The sequence below is a fragment of the Streptococcus sp. IsoGale022 genome (genome assembly GCF_031142805.1).
GTDB classification, from domain to species: domain Bacteria; phylum Bacillota; class Bacilli; order Lactobacillales; family Streptococcaceae; genus Streptococcus; species Streptococcus sanguinis_A.
In genome coordinates, this window is sequence record NZ_JAKZJI010000004.1 from 57018 (window position 1) to 75518 (window position 18501).

At 43.4% G+C, this 18501-nt stretch carries 19 protein-coding genes and 3 pseudogenes; 15 read left to right on the forward strand and 7 right to left on the reverse strand.

Translation table 11 applies throughout. The features are described 5' to 3' along the window. Positions 1–16: 16 nt before the first annotated feature. From RG608_RS03405 to RG608_RS03435, 7 genes are read right to left on the reverse strand one after another with little or no spacing between them, the layout of a single operon-like run. Positions 17–214, reverse strand: coding sequence for a DNA modification system-associated small protein (locus tag RG608_RS03405; protein ID WP_268687447.1), 198 nt, complete (start codon positions 212–214; stop codon positions 17–19). After that, positions 201–1607 carry a DEAD/DEAH box helicase family protein gene (locus RG608_RS03410; protein WP_308946543.1) on the reverse strand — a complete coding sequence of 469 codons (1407 nt, stop codon included), beginning with the start codon at positions 1605–1607 and terminating at the stop codon, positions 201–203. Before RG608_RS03410 ends, RG608_RS03405 begins: the two co-directional genes overlap by 14 nt. Next, on the reverse strand, positions 1567–2334 hold the full coding sequence (locus RG608_RS03415) for a phospholipase D-like domain-containing protein (RefSeq protein ID WP_308946544.1): 768 nt from the start codon (positions 2332–2334) through the stop codon (positions 1567–1569). The genes RG608_RS03410 and RG608_RS03415 overlap by 41 nt, the downstream gene beginning before the upstream one ends. Before the next feature lie 2 nt (positions 2335–2336). Continuing rightward, positions 2337–2858 carry a hypothetical protein gene (locus RG608_RS03420; RefSeq protein ID WP_308946545.1) on the reverse strand — a complete coding sequence of 174 codons (522 nt, stop codon included), beginning with the start codon at positions 2856–2858 and terminating at the stop codon, positions 2337–2339. After that, the gene (locus RG608_RS03425; protein WP_268687444.1) at positions 2836–3705 is read right to left on the reverse strand and encodes a site-specific DNA-methyltransferase; all 870 of its coding nucleotides are present in this window, start codon (positions 3703–3705) and stop codon (positions 2836–2838) included. The genes RG608_RS03420 and RG608_RS03425 overlap by 23 nt, the downstream gene beginning before the upstream one ends. After that, entirely contained in the window at positions 3686–4609 is a 924-nt protein-coding gene (locus RG608_RS03430) for a site-specific DNA-methyltransferase (RefSeq protein WP_268687443.1), read from the reverse strand. Before RG608_RS03430 ends, RG608_RS03425 begins: the two co-directional genes overlap by 20 nt. A 6-nt stretch (positions 4610–4615) precedes the next feature. Next, the gene (locus RG608_RS03435) at positions 4616–4861 is read right to left on the reverse strand and encodes a helix-turn-helix transcriptional regulator (protein ID WP_268687442.1); all 246 of its coding nucleotides are present in this window, start codon (positions 4859–4861) and stop codon (positions 4616–4618) included. Between the two features lie 245 nt (positions 4862–5106). Between RG608_RS03435 and RG608_RS03440 the strand changes: the two genes are divergently transcribed. The 15 genes and pseudogenes from RG608_RS03440 to RG608_RS03510 all read left to right on the forward strand — a co-directional run bounded on the left by RG608_RS03440 (position 5107) and on the right by RG608_RS03510 (position 18480). Then, a complete protein-coding gene (locus tag RG608_RS03440; RefSeq protein WP_268687441.1) occupies positions 5107–5457 on the forward strand; it encodes a hypothetical protein in 351 nt (116 codons plus the stop codon). A gap of 196 nt (positions 5458–5653) precedes the next feature. Beyond that, positions 5654–6116 (forward strand): annotated as a pseudogene (gene tnpA / locus RG608_RS03445) (IS200/IS605 family transposase). 137 nt (positions 6117–6253) lie between these two features. Then, positions 6254–6385, forward strand: a complete 132-nt coding sequence (locus RG608_RS03450; protein WP_268687440.1) for a hypothetical protein — start codon at positions 6254–6256, stop codon at positions 6383–6385. An 849-nt stretch (positions 6386–7234) separates the two neighbouring features. Continuing rightward, positions 7235–8111 (forward strand): annotated as a pseudogene (locus RG608_RS03455) (Fic family protein). A 23-nt stretch (positions 8112–8134) separates the two neighbouring features. Then, a pseudogene (locus RG608_RS03460) lies at positions 8135–8359 on the forward strand (hypothetical protein); the annotation flags it as partial. Between the two features lies 1 nt (position 8360). Next, on the forward strand, positions 8361–8831 hold the full coding sequence (locus RG608_RS03465; protein WP_308946546.1) for an NUDIX domain-containing protein: 471 nt from the start codon (positions 8361–8363) through the stop codon (positions 8829–8831). Positions 8832–8858: 27 nt separating this feature from the next. Beyond that, the gene (mutM, locus tag RG608_RS03470) at positions 8859–9683 is read left to right on the forward strand and encodes a DNA-formamidopyrimidine glycosylase (protein WP_268687438.1); all 825 of its coding nucleotides are present in this window, start codon (positions 8859–8861) and stop codon (positions 9681–9683) included. Positions 9684–9688: 5 nt separating this feature from the next. Continuing rightward, positions 9689–10285: a dephospho-CoA kinase gene (coaE, locus tag RG608_RS03475; protein WP_268687437.1), complete on the forward strand. Its 597-nt coding sequence runs from the start codon at positions 9689–9691 to the stop codon at positions 10283–10285. Between the two features lie 3 nt (positions 10286–10288). Further along, on the forward strand, positions 10289–11491 hold the full coding sequence (locus RG608_RS03480) for a multidrug efflux MFS transporter (RefSeq protein WP_308946556.1): 1203 nt from the start codon (positions 10289–10291) through the stop codon (positions 11489–11491). After that, positions 11491–11640, forward strand: a complete 150-nt coding sequence (rpmG, locus tag RG608_RS03485) for a 50S ribosomal protein L33 (protein ID WP_072074309.1) — start codon at positions 11491–11493, stop codon at positions 11638–11640. The genes RG608_RS03480 and rpmG overlap by 1 nt, the downstream gene beginning before the upstream one ends. Before the next feature lie 42 nt (positions 11641–11682). Then, positions 11683–11916: a preprotein translocase subunit SecG gene (secG, locus tag RG608_RS03490; RefSeq protein WP_308946547.1), complete on the forward strand. Its 234-nt coding sequence runs from the start codon at positions 11683–11685 to the stop codon at positions 11914–11916. An 89-nt stretch (positions 11917–12005) separates the two neighbouring features. Further along, positions 12006–14354 carry a ribonuclease R gene (gene rnr, locus RG608_RS03495; protein WP_308946548.1) on the forward strand — a complete coding sequence of 783 codons (2349 nt, stop codon included), beginning with the start codon at positions 12006–12008 and terminating at the stop codon, positions 14352–14354. Then, complete coding sequence (smpB, locus tag RG608_RS03500) at positions 14317–14784, forward strand: SsrA-binding protein SmpB (RefSeq protein WP_002894882.1); 468 nt, start codon at positions 14317–14319, stop codon at positions 14782–14784. Before rnr ends, smpB begins: the two co-directional genes overlap by 38 nt. Before the next feature lie 339 nt (positions 14785–15123). Further along, a complete protein-coding gene (tehB, locus tag RG608_RS03505) occupies positions 15124–15987 on the forward strand; it encodes an SAM-dependent methyltransferase TehB (RefSeq protein WP_268687434.1) in 864 nt (287 codons plus the stop codon). Between the two features lie 423 nt (positions 15988–16410). Beyond that, positions 16411–18480: a M13-type metalloendopeptidase gene (locus RG608_RS03510; protein WP_268687433.1), complete on the forward strand. Its 2070-nt coding sequence runs from the start codon at positions 16411–16413 to the stop codon at positions 18478–18480. Positions 18481–18501: the final 21 nt, after the last annotated feature.

Below are 18501 nucleotides of genomic sequence, written 5' to 3' on the forward strand. Positions count from 1 at the left end.
CGAACAGCCCTCCTTATCAAACGGTTACCGTTTTCAGAAAATCGTCTATGACTTTCTGCGTATCATGCCTTGCCTTTGTCCTATCATCCTGAGATGAAAATTCCGCATTTACGATCTCTTGAATCAGTGATGCAGGTATCTCAGGATGCTGCTCGGCTCTGATCTTTTCCAATACGGAAATCAGTTCATTGATTTCGATGTTAGTCATTGTCATCCTCCTCCTCTATTCCGGTGTTTTGTAAGCTGTTATAGTCGATTTGGTAATCAACGGCTATGTTTTTCAAATCAGTAACGCAGGCGGGATTTTCTGCGCCTAAACCAAATTCGATAGCTCTTGATAATTCGCCGATAATAATCGACATAGACTTTGGCGTTTCTTCAGTTTCGACTACTGGAATAGTAATCGCATCATAAAGATGGGCGAAGAGCTTACCGCGTGAGTTTCTCAGAATTCTGCCTCTACGCTGAATGAATTCTCTTGGATTCTGTGAAGATGCAAGAATAAGAGCGTGTGTGGTAGAAGGGATATCGACACCTTCATCCAGGCATTTAATAGAGACCAGTACACCACCGTTCTTTGAAAAATAGCGTAGTGTCTCATCTCGATCGCCTTCCATATCTGCATAGTATTCAAATGCATCAAAACCAGCATCAATTGCTCTGTTTAATACTTTCTTCAATTGCGTAATATTATCGCAATAGATAATCCAGCTTTGGCCTCCTACATATTCTCTAAGCAAGAGATTAATAGCCAGCGGAACCTTACCGGAAGCGTTTTTAACAATACGCGCTCTGTTTATCAATAATTGCTTCAAGCGCGTGTTAGAAGTAATGCTTGTATCTGCGTTTCCGTTGGTTTTCATACGAGCCATAAGCTGGCTTATCTGTTTTGTTACATCATTCCATTCTTCCTGTTCCTTTTGAGTAAGAGTAATGGTCAGCGGATTATAAAAATACTTTGTTAAAACGCCGCTTTTTATTGCGTCATCCAATGTATAAGGTGGTGGTACGAGACCGCCAAAATAATCGAAGAGTGCCGCTGTTCCTTCGGGGTCTCCATATCTGCGCGGCGTGGCAGATAAGCCCAATCTTGCACCTGCATCTATATTCAAAGCATTGCGTCTCCGAGGACTTCCCAATCTATGTACTTCGTCAGCCACGACAAAAAGATGCTTGCCTTGCGATACATTTTTTACAAAATCTTCTGAACAGGCTGTATCCATAGTCGCAAGAATAATGCGATGGGTTGAACCACCATCACTTGTCCAAGACGATAAGGTGTCAGGTTTTTTCCATTCGTTATTGTTATCTCCGCAAAGCAGATAGTAGATTTTATCTTCGAGCAAGGTTTCTCTTAATTCTCGATCCCATTGTTTTAGAAGGTCTCTTGATGGAACTAAAACCAGTACGACTTCATTTCTCTTAAAAGCATCATGGATTGCACACATAGCAGTGAAAGTTTTTCCGCTGCCCGTGGCGTGTTCAAAAATGCCTCGGCGATTATTCTTTACCCATGTTTCAAGTGCATTTACCTGGTGAGGACGGGGAGTCCTGCTACCGACATGATCACTCGGTTTCCACTTTTTTTGTCTTGCTTTCTTCAACATGGATTTCGTCCAGTAGTTCGTGCCATTTGACTCCCTCGGATTTCGTCCGTAGTATTTCTTTAGAGGCATTTGGGAATTGATAAACAATGATGCCGGGACTGGATTCTGACCATAGTTTTTCAAAAAAAGCTGATGCGTCATCAACTCGTTCCGCATCGCGGCTATCGAGCCAATTCGGAAATACATCGATGGACTCCATGTTTCCATCAGAAGATAGTCCTTTGTATGTTTCGTTCATTGAACCGCGGAAACCTACTCTGTTTCCATCGGAATCCGTGAAAATACCAACCTTGTCGTGAAACAGTCTCCTTGCGTTCGGTGATTCACTGCCAGTTGGAACGGCGATTTTTACATCGATGATACCTTTAGAAAACATATATGCCAGAAGTTTTGCTGGAGCGGTTAAAAATGGGTCATCAAACAAAGCCTGCACTTCTTTTGCAAGCGACTCTGCAAGCAGTTCATCATTCTTAGCAGAATAGCCATTGGCTAATGCAGAGGCATCTTCATCGGATACATACGGTGAGCATATCAACCGCATCTTGCCGTTACTTTCAATAAACTCTCGTAATGCATCCCAAGCAATAATGTAGATTGTACTTCCAAAATACCCGGAGATTCTGTCGTAATGGCTTGAGTTCCTCATGCAAGGAAGATAAAACATTTCGGCTATATCATGCTCGGCTTTATTATATGAAGTTAAATATACTTGTTCCTTAAGTCCCATAATCAGCCTCCAAGCAATTCTTCGTGCATTATATCCATACGGCGAATTATTGCATCATATAGGTATTGAGGTCGGGCACAGACGATTCTTTCATTGTTATTTCTGACCGTTTCAGATACTTTCGTACAAAGGGATTCAATAATCACATCTGCTTTAACTTGCATATTTCCGCTATATGCAAAATCACTGTGCTTATCTGCGTCCCAAAAAGCAAACGAAACATCATCCCCGTCTCTTACCAATGCACCTATGATGGGCAGCCGTCCATCGGAGTAATCAAGTTGCCCACGTTCCCCGCGTTGCTGACCGGGGAGGATTACTTGTATTTTATATTCATCTAACGCACGACCACCAGACGGATTTGTGCAGTTCCAGAGATATACACGCAAACGTAAATTTCTGGGCTGTAAATCCACAAGAAGAGGAGAAGAGGATGTATCGCTGTGCCAAACGACATGATTCCCAAGTCCCTCAACAAAAATGGTATTCAATGCTTGTTTACTAAGTCTCTTGCCCTTTGCCATCATCATTTCCTCCAGCAATAGAGCGAAGTCGAGAGTTCGCCTGCGCTACATATTCTTTCACGACATCAAATCCTGCAAAACGGCGTCCAAGAGAAAGTGCTGCATATCCTGTGGTACCGCTTCCCATCCAAGGATCAACGACCAGGTCGTTTTCCTCTGTTGTGGCTTTGATGTATTTCTCCGGCAGATATAATGGCTGTGTCGCAGGGTGGTCATCTATACGAGCCGAGACTCCGCCGCTAATAATGTTCTTTGGTAATGCTCCCAGAGGATTTGGAGCAATTCTTTTGTTTTTACGAACATAGGTATTTCCATTTGATCGCGGCTTATATTCATATGACTCGTATGTCTGAACACTATGCGATTCATATGGCCTGCGAATTGCATCAAGGTTTATGCTCCATTTTGGAGATTTTGAGAACCACAGGTTCTGTTCATAAGCATCCTGACAAGCTACACGCAGTCCCGTTGGCGCAGGATTTTCCTTTATCCAAATTTCTATGTCAACACAATGAAGTCCCCATGTCTCTTCCATTTCTATTGCGAGTTTTTCTATTACCAAGGATCGCTTTGATGCCACTTTAGCTGTGGATTTTTCCCTGTTTGCTTTGACATTGATCACTATGAAGCCATCGTCACAGAGTTTACGGCAAGCAGCGTCAAGAAACGGTGTCATTTTTTCAATATACTCAGACGAACGCCATACTCCATATTCGCGTTCAGCATTTGGATATGGAGGAGAGCCATATACGAGTTTTATTGACTTGTCTGGCAACAGAAGCATTCCTTCAGCGCCATCGATTTGCCGGACGCTGTATTTGTTTTTATTAATCTCCTGTAGCATCATTCTCGTCCTCTTCACATAAGTTTTTTTCATACTCCAATCGCAGAGCCGCAAGCCTACAATAGTCTGAGTTGGCATCAATTCCAATCCATACACGGTTGAGCCTCTGCGCTACAGCAGCAGTAGTGCCGGAACCGGAAAACGGGTCAAGAACAACATCTCCTTCGGCACTTCCAGATAGAATAAAGAATTCAGCGAGCTTTTCCGGGAACCTTGCGGGATGACCGATTCCGTGTTCCTTACAAAGTTTCATGAAATAGTCATTGCTGCTTGTGTTTGCTATTTCAATAACAGTTCCTGGGTCGGAGCCACCATTATCCGTCCAGGTTTTCTCACAATCAAAATTATGTGTGCTTGGACGGGTGTTTTGGTTTCTATCCCCTTTGCCTTTGCCTTGGAGATACTTCTGCATATCCTTGCTGTATGGTTTCCTTATAGGGTCCATATTGAATTCCCAAGAATCGCCTTTTGCCAACCAAAAGCAATACTCGTGTGATTTTTTCGTTCTCCCATAACCACCTCTTGAGTAAACATTGGGTGGAGTTGCCGGATTGTACCAAATATAGTCTCGGACAAGATGAAATCCAACATCCTTACACAGTTTCAGCAAAAGCTCAAAAACATACAAATGCTGATAGTTGTCCACAACTTTATCGCTGATATTCAAAATGAAGCTGCCGTCCTCCTTGAGGACACGGTAGATTTCTTTTGCTTTAGGAATGAACCAGTCGACATATTCGTCCGAGGGAATCGTCCCGTCAACATCGCCATAATCTCGCTTATCTGCATATGGAGGTGAGGTGAGAACAAGGTCTATGCTTGAGTCCGGCACGGTCTTTAGAATAGCCTCACAGTCACCACATATAAATTTTCCTCGAAACGTGTTTAGAGTTCTTTTCTTTGCCATTATTGATTACACCTTTTCATCTTCTTCGTTATCAGATTGATTTTCGTCAGCAAACGAAATTTCCATTATGTCTGAAATATCACATTTTAGAGCATCGCATATTCGGAGAAGGACATCAGTTGTTAGGTTCTCGTTTTTTGATAACTTCGCCATTGATGCCGTACTAATGCCTGTAGCTTCTCGAAGGTCTTTTTTCTTCATATCTTTATCAATTAGGAGTTTCCATAGTTTTTTATAACTAACAGTAGACATTCCATGCTCCTTTCACTTTGCAGATACATAATTCAAAAATCTAATTGTGAAATTTTGCTTTACGTTCGCATATTATTATAACGGATTTTGAAACATATGTCAATGACCTTGGGAAAACCCGACCGTTTCGTTCATAAAAATTTTACACCTCTGGAGTTTGCGATTCTCTTGACTTTGACAGAAAAAGACCGTATAACAAGTTCGGCAGCGGCGAGGGACAGAGCAAGCTGTGCAAGAACAAGCGTATGCTCTACATCCTGCGCGAAGGGGAACTGTTCCCTATCACGCTTTCCCTGCCGACCGGGTCGCTCAAGTCCTTCACGAACTATGTGAAAAGCCAGCTTTCCCGCGGGCGCAAGCTGAACCAGGTGGTCACGAAGATCACGCTGAAGAAGGCCACCAACGCATCCGGCATCGCGTTCTCCCAGGCGGTATTCTCATTCGAGCGTATGCTGACCGCCGAGGAGAGGAACGCCGTGGCGGGCGTGTCGGAAACGGTCAAGGCGTATGCCGCGAACCTTACTCCGACGTCCCTCATTGACGATGAGCCGATGGTCGATCCCGAAACGGGCGAGATTATCGAACCTTTGAAGTAAAGCACACGAACAAGCCCGGAGGGGTAATATGCTCCTCCGGGTATTTCCTATTGACTTTCAGTCTGTCTCGCTCCGTAAGGTGCGAGACAAATAAACCACCCGCTATGCGGGTGCGCATCGAAGGTTATACCAAAAAAACTCCCAACGCGATACAATAAAGGTGTTCAAGCCAATTGTAAAGCGAAAGGAGAAATATATGGCGCAAAAGGCACACAGTTTATCACACACAAAGTGGATGTGTTCTATCACATTGTGTTTACACCTAAGTATAGGTGAATCTTATCTATAATCAATATCGAAACAGTTTGGGTGAAATATTTCACTGATTATGTAGTTATAAAGGTGTTGAAATTATCGAGGGTCACTTAATGCCAGATCATGTACATATGTTGGTAAGTATTCCACCGAGGATAAGTGTTTCTAGTTTCATGGGGTATTTAAAAGGTAAAAGTGCTCTCATGATGTTTGATAAGCACGCCAATCTAAAATATAAGTTTGGGAACCGACATTTTTGGGCGGAAGGCTATTACGTGAGTACAGTAGGCCTTAATGAAGCCACCATTAAGAAATATATCCAAGAGCAGGAAAAGCATGATATAGCGTTGGATAAATTGAGTGTAAAAGAATATGAGGATCCCTTTAGGGATAGTGGTAAGTAATGCAAACACCTCTTTGAGAGGATTGTGACGAGTCAAGAGCAATGAGGCTTGAACAAAGTGAAAGCCAGCGTCTTTAGGCGCTGGCTGGTGATGTGGGCTTATAGCCCGGGGACAAACCACCCGTTAGACGGGTGGTTATGATTGCTATTCCAGAAAATTTATCATTATTCTCAGAGCAAGTAAAAGATATTAATAGTGGTGTTGAATTTGCTAAAGAGATGTCGGCACAAAGTATGGAAATGAGAATAAAGGGAGCTAGTTTAAATTAAAATAGAATTAAACGCGCTATAGACGAATTGTGTTCGTATAAAGATAACCAGAATATGAAGATCCGAACTATGTCTATTTATGGTGACTCAGAGATAATTGATTTAGTAACTCATAAGTTAAACTATTATGAAAAATATTATCTAGATGAGGTTGATAATAATGTCTTTTATGATAAACTTGAAAGAGCTTATAAAGTAAGGGAAGAGTATTTGAATGATTACTAAAATTAGAAAACATGAGAAAAAATATTTTTTTCTTTTCTTTGTTAGTAGCTTTGTATTTTTTGATATGTCCAATCAAATTGTCCGTTTTTCAGAATTATGCAGATTTTCTATCATCTATTCAAAATGTCCTTATTTTTATATCAGGTGTACTTATAGCTTCATTTAGTATTACTTCATTTTTACCGGACAATCCATTTATCAAAAAACTAAAAACTCTGAATTTAGACTTGCTAATAATGAAACAACTTTTTGATCTGTCGATTTTATCAGTACTATTATTAATTTTTCCTCCTATTTTTATATCTTTTGAACAAAATAACTCAGTAAATATTGTACATGTGGGGATGAGTATCTTTATCGGAAGTTTATTGTATTTCATTTTATCGCTATGTAGTTTAGTATTCACTTTTAGAAAGATTCTTTAGATAGTGAAAAGAAAAACTAATTAGATATTTGTAAGTAATGGGGGACAGAATTGGGATTAGTGAATTTTATAAGACTAATGTGTAGGGCCTACTTATTATTTCCGTTTATTATCCTTCCGTTAATCTGCAAACATCGTTCCGTTATTCCTCATATTGTTCCGAACTATGGTATAATAGAGGGAGAAAGTGAGGAGTGCTCATGTATATGACAGTGAGGCAGGCAGCTGAACTCTGGGGAATTTCTGATCGTCGAGTTCGGTCTCTGTGCAGTCAGGGAAAGATCCCAGGTGCTGTCCAAGAAGGGCGTTTGTGGAGAATTCCCTTAGATGCCAGAAAGCCAGCAGATGGCCGGTATAAAAAAGTCGAGAGTCTCTTGCCCTTGATTGATGAAAAGATGATGCGGCTGTCAAAACTTCGCCCTTTGACGGATGGAGAGTTGGAGCGGCTAAATGAAGAGTTCACAGTCGAATATACCTATAACTCAAATGCCATTGAGGGCAATACTCTGACCTTACGTGAGACAGATTTGGTCCTGCGTGGATTGACTATTGACCAAAAGCCTTTAAAAGATCATATGGAGGCAATCGGTCATCAGGAGGCTTTTCAGTATGTTCAAAGGCTTGTTGAGGAGAACCAGCCTTTGTCAGAACAGATGATAAAGGATATTCATTATCTAGTATTATCGGAGAGTCCCGGTGCGCATCATGGGAGCAGCCAATGAACCGGCTCAGCCGTATATGATTGTTCCATTGATGGAAAAGCTCCTAGTGGACTATGCTGCAAGTCAGGAAAATATGGTGACCAAACTAGCTCAGTTTCATATTTCCTTTGAGAGTATCCATCCGTTTATTGACGGCAATGGCCGAACGGGTAGGCTCTTGGTGAATTTGGAGTTGATGAAGGCGGGCTATCCACCGATTGATATAAAATTTACGGATAGATTAGCCTATTACCAAGCATTTGATGACTTTCACTCAAAAGGAAGTTTATCGGCAATGGAGGATCTATTTGCCAAATATATCAATGAAAGATTGGATATGTATTTAGAGATTCTATCTCTTGATGATGAAGGATAAGGAGAGCATATTTATCTATGATTGATATAAATTTTGATAATCTTGCTTTCTTTGTCTCAGGTGGAAAAGAAGCCGAAACCATTCATGACTGGCACCGCAGGTTGGCACAGAAAAATGTTAGGTCTGAATGCGCCTACTATCCTGGCAAAGGCCATGCTTGGCTTTTTAGTGATGTGGATACGCATATTCAGCTGCTGCACTATTTCTTTCAAAACGCTGCCTTTCCAGAGAAAATGAAAGGATTATGATATGGACTATATTTCCTATATTCGCTCCAAGGTGGGGCATGATAAGGTTATTCTGAATTTTGCTGGTGGAATTCTGGCAGACAAGGGCGGTCGTGTGCTTCTGCAGTTGCGAGGTGATAAGAAAACATGGGCGATTCCTGGAGGGGCTATGGAGCTTGGGGAGACTTCTGTTCAAGCAGCCGTGCGTGAATTTTATGAAGAGACAGGCATTTCTGTTGAAGCCAAGCGCTTGCTGAATGTTTATACTAATTTTGATGAATTTTATCCTAATGGTGACAAAGTGCAGACGGTTGTCTTCCTGTATGAATTGCAGGCATTGGAGAATGTTGATATTTCCAATTTTCATAATGAGGAAACACTGCGTTTAGTCTTTTTTTCTAAAGAAGAAATAGCAGAGCTGGAAAATGTATCGGATAAACACCGCCTGATGCTGGATGAGTATTTCTCGGACAGCTTTGCTATGGGAATTTGATATTAGGAATACTGAGAAAGGAGATTTATGCCTGAATTACCTGAAGTGGAAACGGTTCGGCGCGGTTTGGAGCGTCTGGTTGTTGGCAAGACGATTGGGCAGGTGCGGGTCCGCTATGCCAAGATGATTGGTACGGGAGTGGATAGTTTTGTCCATGACTTGCCAGGTCAGACCATTGAAAGGATTGGCCGTCGGGGCAAGTATTTGCTCTTTTACCTGACAGGCGGAGTGCTGGTTTCCCATCTGCGAATGGAAGGCAAGTATCTTTTTTATCCTGATGCGGTGCCTGAGCGCAAGCATGCTCATGTCTTTTTCGAGATGACGGATGGCGGGACGCTTGTTTATGAGGATGTCCGCAAGTTTGGGACCATGGAGCTGTTGAGAAAGGACAAGCTGGAGGCTTATTTTACTGCCAGAAAGCTTGGTCCTGAGCCGACAGAGGCGGACTTTCTTTTGTCACCTTTTGCCGCAGCTTTGAGTCGTTCCAAGAAGCCCATCAAACCCTATTTGCTGGAGCAGACCTTGGTCGTTGGTCTGGGCAATATCTATGTAGATGAGGCCCTTTGGCGGGCGCGGATTCATCCGGCAAGGCCAGCAGATAGTTTGAAGCCTGCTGAAGTGAAGCGGCTGCGTGAACAGATTATAGAAGTTTTGCAGCTTGGGATTGAAAAGAGAGGATCGACCATTCGGACCTATCGCAATGCTTTGGGCGAGGATGGCACGATGCAGGATTTTCTGCAGGTCTATGGAAAGACTGGTCAACCTTGTGCTAGATGTGGCAGCCCGATTGAAAAAATTAAGTTGGGTGGACGCGGTACTCATCTCTGTCCTCACTGTCAGAAAGCGAGGTAGCTGTCATGGCAAGAATTATCGGTATCACTGGCGGTATTGCTTCGGGTAAGTCAACAGTGACAGAGTTTTTGAGGCAGCAGGGCTACCAGGTCATTGATGCGGATCAGGTAGTGCATGAGCTGCAAGAGCCGGGCGGACGGCTTTATCAAGCTCTTTTATCCGCTTTTGGCTCAGCTATCTTACAGGAAGATGGCCGCTTGGACCGGCCCAAGCTGGGAGCTATGATTTTTGGGAATCCTCAACTCTTGGAGCAATCCAGTCAAATACAAAACCAAATTATTCGCGAGGAACTGGCTAACCGACGAGATTTGCTGGCGGAGACGGAAGATTTCTTTTTTATGGATCTTCCCTTGTTGTTTGAGTTACAATATGAAGATTGGTTTGACCAGATCTGGCTGGTGGACGTGACGAAGGAAACTCAGCTCAGTCGCCTTATGACTCGAAACTCTCTTAGTCAAGAAGAGGCAGAAAAACGCATAGCAACTCAGCTATCTTTGCAAGAAAAACGAAAGAGGGCGGACGTGTTGATTGATAATAATGGTTCTCTTGAGGAAACTCGACAGCAAATTCGCGATGCTTTGCAGAAATTAGAAAGAAGATGATTTATCACGTCACAAGTAAACTGGAAACATAACCTGAAAGTCGCTTGGTTTGGGAACTTCCTGACTGGTGCCAGCATTTCTCTGGTGACGCCTTTTATGCCACTTTTCGTGGAGCAGCTAGGTGCCAGAGGTCATGAGGTGGAGTATTACGCTGGGCTAGGGATTTCTCTCTCTGCAATCTCAGCGGCACTGCTCTCTCCTGTATGGGGAAGTCTAGCGGACCGATATGGTCGCAAGCCTATGATGATACGTGCAGCTACTGCTATGGTTTTCACGATGGGCGGCATTGCCTTTGTACCCAATATTTTCTGGCTTTTGCTTCTGCGCTTTCTAAACGGTGTCTTTGCTGGTTATGTTCCCAATAGTACAGCTCTGATTGCCAGTCAGGCTCCCAAGGAAAAAACTGGTTATGCTCTGGGAACTCTCTCGACTGGTGTCGTTGCGGGTAATCTTATGGGGCCATTTATTGGCGGTCTGATTGCGGAGATGTTCGGTATTCGCAATTTCTTTCTCCTGATTGGCGGCTTCTTTCTGGTGGCAGCCTTGATGACCTTTTATTTGATTCGGGAGGATTTTGTGCCGGTGACCCGACAAGAAGAGGTAGGCTTTAAGGAATTGCTGCGCCAACTCAGGTATCCTAAGATGCTGATTAATCTCTTTCTGACCAGCTTTGTCATCCAGTTTGCAGCTCAATCTATCAGCCCCATCCTTGCCCTCTATGTCAGAGAGTTGGGGCAAAAGGACAATCTAATCTTTGTTTCGGGTCTCATCGTTTCTAGCATGGGACTTTCCAGCATGATGAGCTCCAGCATTCTGGGGCGTTTAGGAGACCGTATCGGCAATCACCGGCTTCTAGTGCTGGCTCAGTTCTATTCAATCTTGATTTATCTGCTCTGTGCCAATGCTGGCTCTCCTATGCAGCTGGGCTTTTATCGCTTTTTATTTGGCCTAGGAACAGGTGCGCTGATACCAGGTGTTAATGCTCTGCTAAGTAAGATAACACCCAAGTTTGGAATCTCTAGGATTTTCAGCTATAATCAGATTTTCTTTTATCTGGGCGGGGTGGTCGGGCCTATGTCTGGATCGGTCATTGCGGCAGCCTATGGCTATCATTCAGTCTTTTATGCAACAGCAGGGCTAGTCGCCATCAGTATGTTGGCCAATCTCTTTAGTTTTCGAAATTTATTTAAAAAGAAGGATATCTAGTGCGCGTTAAAATAAATTTAAAATGTTCCAGCTGCGGCAGTCAGAACTATCTGACCAGCAAAAATACTAAAACGCATCCGGAAAAAATTGAGGTCTTAAAGTATTGTCCTAAGGAAAGAAAAGTTACTTTACATCTTGAATCCAAGTAGATTTTATGATAAAATAGATAGGATTTTAAGGAGTTTTTATTTATGTACAACCTATTATTAACCATTTTAGTCATTTTATCAGCTATTATTGTCATTGCAATTTTTATGCAACCAACCAAAAATCAGTCCAGCAACGTCTTTGATGCCAGTGCCAACGATTTGTTTGAACGTCCTAAGGCACGCGGTTTTGAAGCTGTGATGCAGCGGATGACGGGAATCATGATTTTCTTCTGGCTACTGATTGCATTGGTATTAGCAGTATTATCTAGTAGATAAAATGGGCTCTGACTTCGTCTTGGCCTATTTTTTAAGTTTTAAAGAGATTTAGCAAGGATGAAGAAAATGCTCATCAAGAGAAGAGGAATATGAAATCAGAAATCATTGAATATTTAAAAGACAGGCAGCAGGCTAGCGTAGATGAGCTGGCGGCTGCTTTGGGGAAAGAGTCTTCCAAGGACTTTAGTAGCTTGGTCAAGACCATCTCCCAGATGGAAAGGAAGCATCAGATTCGCTTTGATGATAAGGGGCGGATTGAGCTTTATGAGAAGAAAAAGCAGGAGCGTCTGACGCTTAAGGGGGTTTTTCATGCCCACAAGAATGGCTTTGGCTTTGTCACCCTGAATGAGGAAGAGGATGACCTCTTTGTCGGCCGTAATGATGTCAATCATGCCATTGATGGCGATACAGTGGAAGTAGTCATTACCAAGGTGGCAGACCGTATAAAGGGAACATCAGCTGAGGCTAAGATTATCGATATTTTGGAGCACAGCCTGACGTCGGCAGTTGGGCAGCTGGTTCTGGATGAGGAAAAGCCCAAGTATGCCGGCTACATCCGCTCGAAAAATCAGAAAATCAGCCAGCCTATTTATGTCAAAAAACCAGCCTTGGTTCTAGATGGCACAGAAGTACTCAAGGTTGCTATTGACAAATATCCTACCAAGAAACACGATTTCTTTGTGGCCAGTCTGGTCGATGTGGTCGGCCATGTCAACGACCCTGGTATTGATGTACTGGAAGTGCTGGAGTCGATGGATATCGTCTCCGATTTTCCAGATAAAGTCTTGGAAGAGGCCGAGCAAGTTCCAGATGCACCGACTGAGAATGATTTGGCAGGGCGTTTGGACCTGCGCGAAGAGATTACCTTTACCATCGATGGAGCGGATGCCAAGGACTTGGATGATGCGGTCCATATCAAGCGTCTGAAAAATGGCAACTTTGAGCTAGGCGTCCATATCGCAGATGTGTCCTACTATGTCAAAGAAGGATCTGAGCTGGACAAGGAAGCCCTCAATCGGGCAACCTCAGTCTATGTAACCGACCGCGTGGTGCCTATGCTGCCGGAGCGCCTGTCCAACGGTATCTGCTCTCTCAATCCCAATGTGGATCGGCTGACCCAGTCGGCGATCATGGAGATAGATGCCAAGGGGCGCGTGGTCAAGCATAGTATTACCCAGACAGTTATCAAGACAACCTTTCGCATGACCTACAGCGATGTCAACGACATCATCGCAGGGGATCAGGAAAAAGCTGAGCAGTTCAAGGCCATTGTGCCTAGTATTGACAGCATGGTCCAGCTGCATGAGATTCTGGAAAGCATGCGCTTTAAACGAGGTGCGCTCAACTTTGATACCAATGAAGCCAAAATCATGGTCAACAAAGAAGGACGCCCAGTGGACATTGTCCTGCGTCAGCGTGGAATTGCAGAGCGCATGATTGAGTCCTTTATGCTGGTGGCGAATGAGACGGTGGCTGAGCATTTTGCTAAGTTAAATCTGCCCTTCATCTATCGGATCCACGAGGAGCCTAAGGCTGAGAAGGTGCAGAAGTTTATCGACTACGCTTCTAGCTTTGGGATTCGGATTTACGGGACGGCTAGCTCTATGAGTCAGCAGGCTCTGCAGGATATTATGGAGGCGGTCAAAGACCAGCCTTATGAGGATGTCCTGTCTATGATGCTTTTGCGCTCCATGCAGCAGGCACGCTACTTTGAGCACAATCACGGACACTATGGTCTGGCAGCGGAGTTTTATACGCATTTCACCAGTCCGATTCGCCGCTATCCAGACCTTCTGGTTCACCGGATGGTACGTGATTATGGCAAATCTAAGGAAATAGCAGAGCATTTTGAGCAAGTGATTCCAGAGATTGCCAGTCAGTCTTCCAGCCGGGAGCGTCGAGCTATCGAAGCCGAGCGAGAAGTTGAAGCTATGAAAAAGGCTGAGTACATGGAAGAATTTGTTGGGGAAGAATTTGACGGCGTGGTTTCAAGCGTGGTTAAGTTTGGACTCTTTGTTGAGCTGCCCAATACGGTCGAAGGCTTGATTCATGTCACCAACTTGCCAGAGTTTTACAGCTATAATGAGCGGACGATGACCCTGCAAGGCGAAAAGTCAGGCGTGGTCTTCAAGGTCGGTCAGCAGATTCGTATCAAGCTGGTCCGAGCGGATAAGGCTACGGGCGAGATTGACTTTGAATACCTGCCTAGTGAATTTGACCTGGTAGAAAAGACTAGCAAGAGTGGCAGAGGCAAGTCAGGCAGAAAGAGACGCCGTGAAGATGACAAGCTCAGCCATTCTTCCAAAGAAAAAGGCTACAGAGATAAGAAAGATAAGAAGTCCAAGAAAGGCAAGAGCCAGAAGGCATTTTACAAGGAACTAGTCAAGAAAGGAGCCAAGCATGGCAAAGGGAGAAGGAAAGGTCGTCGCGCAAAATAAAAAGGCCAGACACGACTACACCATCGTAGATACCATCGAGGCTGGCATGGTGCTGACCGGTACGGAAATCAAGAGCGTCCGTGCTGCCCGCATCAATCTCAAAGACGGCTTTGCTCAGATCAAGAACGGTGAGGCCTGGCTCAGCAATGTCCATATCGCGCCTTATGAAGAGGGCAATATTTGGAACCAAGAGCCTGAACGTCGCAGAAAGCTACTGCTGCATAAGAAGCAGATCCAAAAGCTGGAGCAGGAGACCAAGGGCACTGGGATGACGCTGGTCCCGCTCAAGGTCTATCTCAAGGACGGCTATGCCAAGCTCCTACTGGGGCTAGCCAAAGGGAAGCACGACTATGACAAGCGCGAATCCATCAAACGCCGCGAGCAAAACCGTGACATCGCTAGACAGATGAAGAACTTTAATACAAGATGAAAGACTGGGCGACCGGTCTTTTTTAGTTCTTAAAGTCAGAATAGTTGAGTTATATTTTAAGCAGATATGCAATTTTATTAAATTATGTTATAATTTAATAAAAAATTAAAGGAATATATGATGAAAGCAAAAACAAAAATTATAGCTCCTTTAGTCGTCGCCCTTTTTAGTTTTATCTTAGTGATTCTCATCTACAGTAGCCATCTTAAATTGTTCGTTGTCGAATTTTACTAGACAGAAAAGGTCTGACCAATTTGCCACTTGTCAAGTCTGTTCTTTTCGAGTATGATAAAGACAGTTAGATTATTCGGAGCTTGGCTTTCAGAGAAAGGATTTTTTATGACAGAAGAATTGCTAGCCTATAAACGCATGCCGCTGTGGACGGCTGAGACGATGCCAGAGACAGTAAAGAGAAAGCACAATACCAAAGAGGGAACTTGGGGCAAAATCACTGTTCTCAAGGGACGCCTTAAGTTTATCGAGATGTCAGAGGAAGGTGAGGAGCTGGCTGAGCACATCTTTGAGGCTGGTCAGGACAATCCTTTTGCCCAACCCCAAGCATGGCACCGTGTTGAAGCCTTGACAGATGATTTGGAGTGGTACTTGGAGTTTTACTGTCGGCCTGAGGATTATTTCCCTAAGAAATACGGCAGCAATCCAGTTCACTCAGAGGTTTTGGAAGCTATGCAAACAGTCCGGTCAGGACGGGCATTAGATCTAGGCTGTGGTCAAGGTCGTAATGCTCTCTTTCTAGCCAAGCAGGGCTTTGAAGTGACAGCTGTAGATCAGAATGAGCTGGCACTGGAAATCTTACGTAGTATTGTGGAGCAGGAGGATTTAGATCTGCCAGTGGGTAGCTACGATATCAACTCAGCTAGTCTGACCCAGACTTATGATTTGATCGTTTCTACTGTTGTCCTTATGTTTCTGCAGGCGGAGCGGATTCCGGATATTATCCACAATATGCAAGAGCATACAGCGCTTGGCGGCTACAATCTCATCGTCTGTGCTATGGATACAGAAGACTTCCCATGCTCTGTTCCCTTTCCTTTTACGTTTAAGGAAGGCGAGCTTGCCGAGTATTATAAAGACTGGGAGCTGGTTAAGTACAATGAAAATCCTGGTCACCTCCATCGTCGTGATGAAAACGGCAATCGAATTCAGCTGCGCTTTGCGACTATGCTGGCTAAAAAGATTCAGTAGAAGATACTAGGATAGAAGTTGATTTTTTAAAATTTAGCTTTGCTCACTTATTTTGAGGTTCAGGTTTAAAAGGTCTGATAGACAATTTAAATTGTCGCAGCTACAATATTTTTTGAACATAATAAAGCTAGACTGAGGCATTTTTGTCTCAGTCTTTTTATTTTAGTAAAAAACTTTAGAAATATTTTAGAATTTCTTGAGAAATATCTGAAGTTTAGAGGCTATACTAGAAAGTGCAAGGAGGAGAGAAAAGAGCTGGAAGCAACAGGGCAGCTGATAGTAACTTTAGTTTTTCTTTAAGTGTGACTCTAAACCAGATCACTTTTAAAAGCAGACTGAAAGACTTTATTTTCTCCTCTTGCGGCAAATTTTTCCAGACCTTCAGTTTTCTGTTGACGAGGAAAAAAGAATATGTTAAAGTAAATGAGTAAAATAAAAAAGTCAATTATATTTTACTTAATATACAAGGAGGAACTCATGAAGAAAAGAACGAAAATCATTCTAACTTCAACGTTGACTGTGACTGGCCTAATCTTGGCTGCCGGTGGCTACTTTGCTTATAAGACCTTTGTCCCTCAGGAGACACCGGTTGATAAGAATGCCACAGTGAGGACCAATTACTATCAAGCCATCAATAAAAAATGGCTGGAAAAGGCAGAAATCCCTAGCGACCAGCCGTCTAACGGTGTATTTTATGAGCTGAACGAGCAGGTCAAGGATAAGATGAAGGCGGATGTCAAAAATCTAGTCTCTGGTAAAGAAGAGTCAACGATTGAAGGCATGCCTGAGTTTATCAAATACTACCAGCAAGCTACTGACTTCAAGCAGCGGGAAAAGGATGGCCTAGCCCCTCTCAAGTCCTATCTCAAGGAAATTGAAGACTTGTCCGACCTGAAGGACCTAGCTAGCAAGGCTGTTGACTGGGAAAAGCGTGGTCTAGCACTGCCGTTTACCCTTGAAATTAGTTCTAACATGGAAAATACCAATCAGAAACAAGTGAATCTGTCCAGTCCAAGTCTGATGCTGCCGGATAAGAGCTACTATGAAGATGAAGGTGCTAAGAAAAGGATGACGGATCCGCTGGAAAAAGCGTTCAAAGAAGCCTTGCAAAAGCTGGGCTACAGTGAAAAAGACAGCGAAAAGATTGTCAAAGAAGCCTTAGAATTTGATGGAGAATTGGCCAAGTATGCCCAAAGTAATGAAGAAACTTCGGAGGTTAAAAATCTCCACCATCCTAAGACAGCTGAAGAAATCAATGCCTACTCTGATACCTTTAAGTTTCACGATATGATCAATGACTATCTAGGCCAGGAAGCTGGTGATGTCAACGTTCCTAATCCTAAATATTATGAAAACTTTGCCAAGGTAGTCAACGACAAGAACTTTGGTAAGATCAAATCTTGGATGCTTGTGAAGCAGGCCGCATCAGCATCTAGTTTTCTAACCGATGATTATCGGCTGATTTTTGCAGAGTACCAAAAATCCTTGCAAGGTACTAAGGAAGCAACTTCAAAAGAAGATGCAGCATACGATCTGACAACAGGAACTTTTTCAGATGTCTTCAGTCTTTACTATGGACGCAAATATTTCGGTGAGGAAGCCAAGCAAGAAGTGACCCAAATGGTCAAGGATATCAAGGAAGTCTATCGGGAACGTATGCTGAAAAACGAATGGCTGTCAGAAGAAACCAAGCAGAAAGCAGTCAAGAAGCTGGATACCATGAAACTCTATATCGGCTATCCTGAAAAAGTTCGCGAAGTGACTAAGGCCTTGAAAGTGGACGATAAAAAATCCTTCTTTGAAAATGCAATTGCTTTGAGCCAGGCAAAAAATCAATATGATGTTGACCATTTCTCTGAGCCAGTAGACAAGACCGAGTGGGTGATGCCTTCCTATGATATCAACGCTTACTACTCACAGGAAAATAACAGTATCAACTTCCCGGCCGCAATCCTGCAGAATCCATTCTTTGATGTTAAGCAAGAGATGGAAAAGAACTACGGCGGTATCGGTATGGTTATTGGTCATGAGATTACTCACGCCTTCGACTCAAACGGTGCAAACTTTGATGAAGAGGGGAATTTGAACAATTGGTGGACAGAAGCAGATAAGAAAGCTTTTGACAAGAAAATTGAAGCTGTTACCAAGCAGTGGGATGGTATTGAAATCTACGGTGGCAAGGTCAATGGCAAGCTTACGGTAACAGAAAATGTAGCCGATGCGGGTGGACTTTCAGCTACTCTAGAAGTCGTTAAAAAGAAATATCCAGATGCAGACTTGAAGAATTACTTTGAAAACTATGCCAATATCTGGAGAAGCAAGGCCAGTTTGCAATATAACCAACTTCTCCTGAAGGTGGATGTCCATGCTCCGGCCGAGCTACGGGTCAACCAGCAGCTCAAAAATGTAGAGGCCTTCTATGAAACTTATCCAGAAATCAAAGAAGGCGATGCCATGTATCTGGCTCCAGATAAGCGGGTCAGCGTATGGTAAGATTGCTTGTCTAGAGAAGAC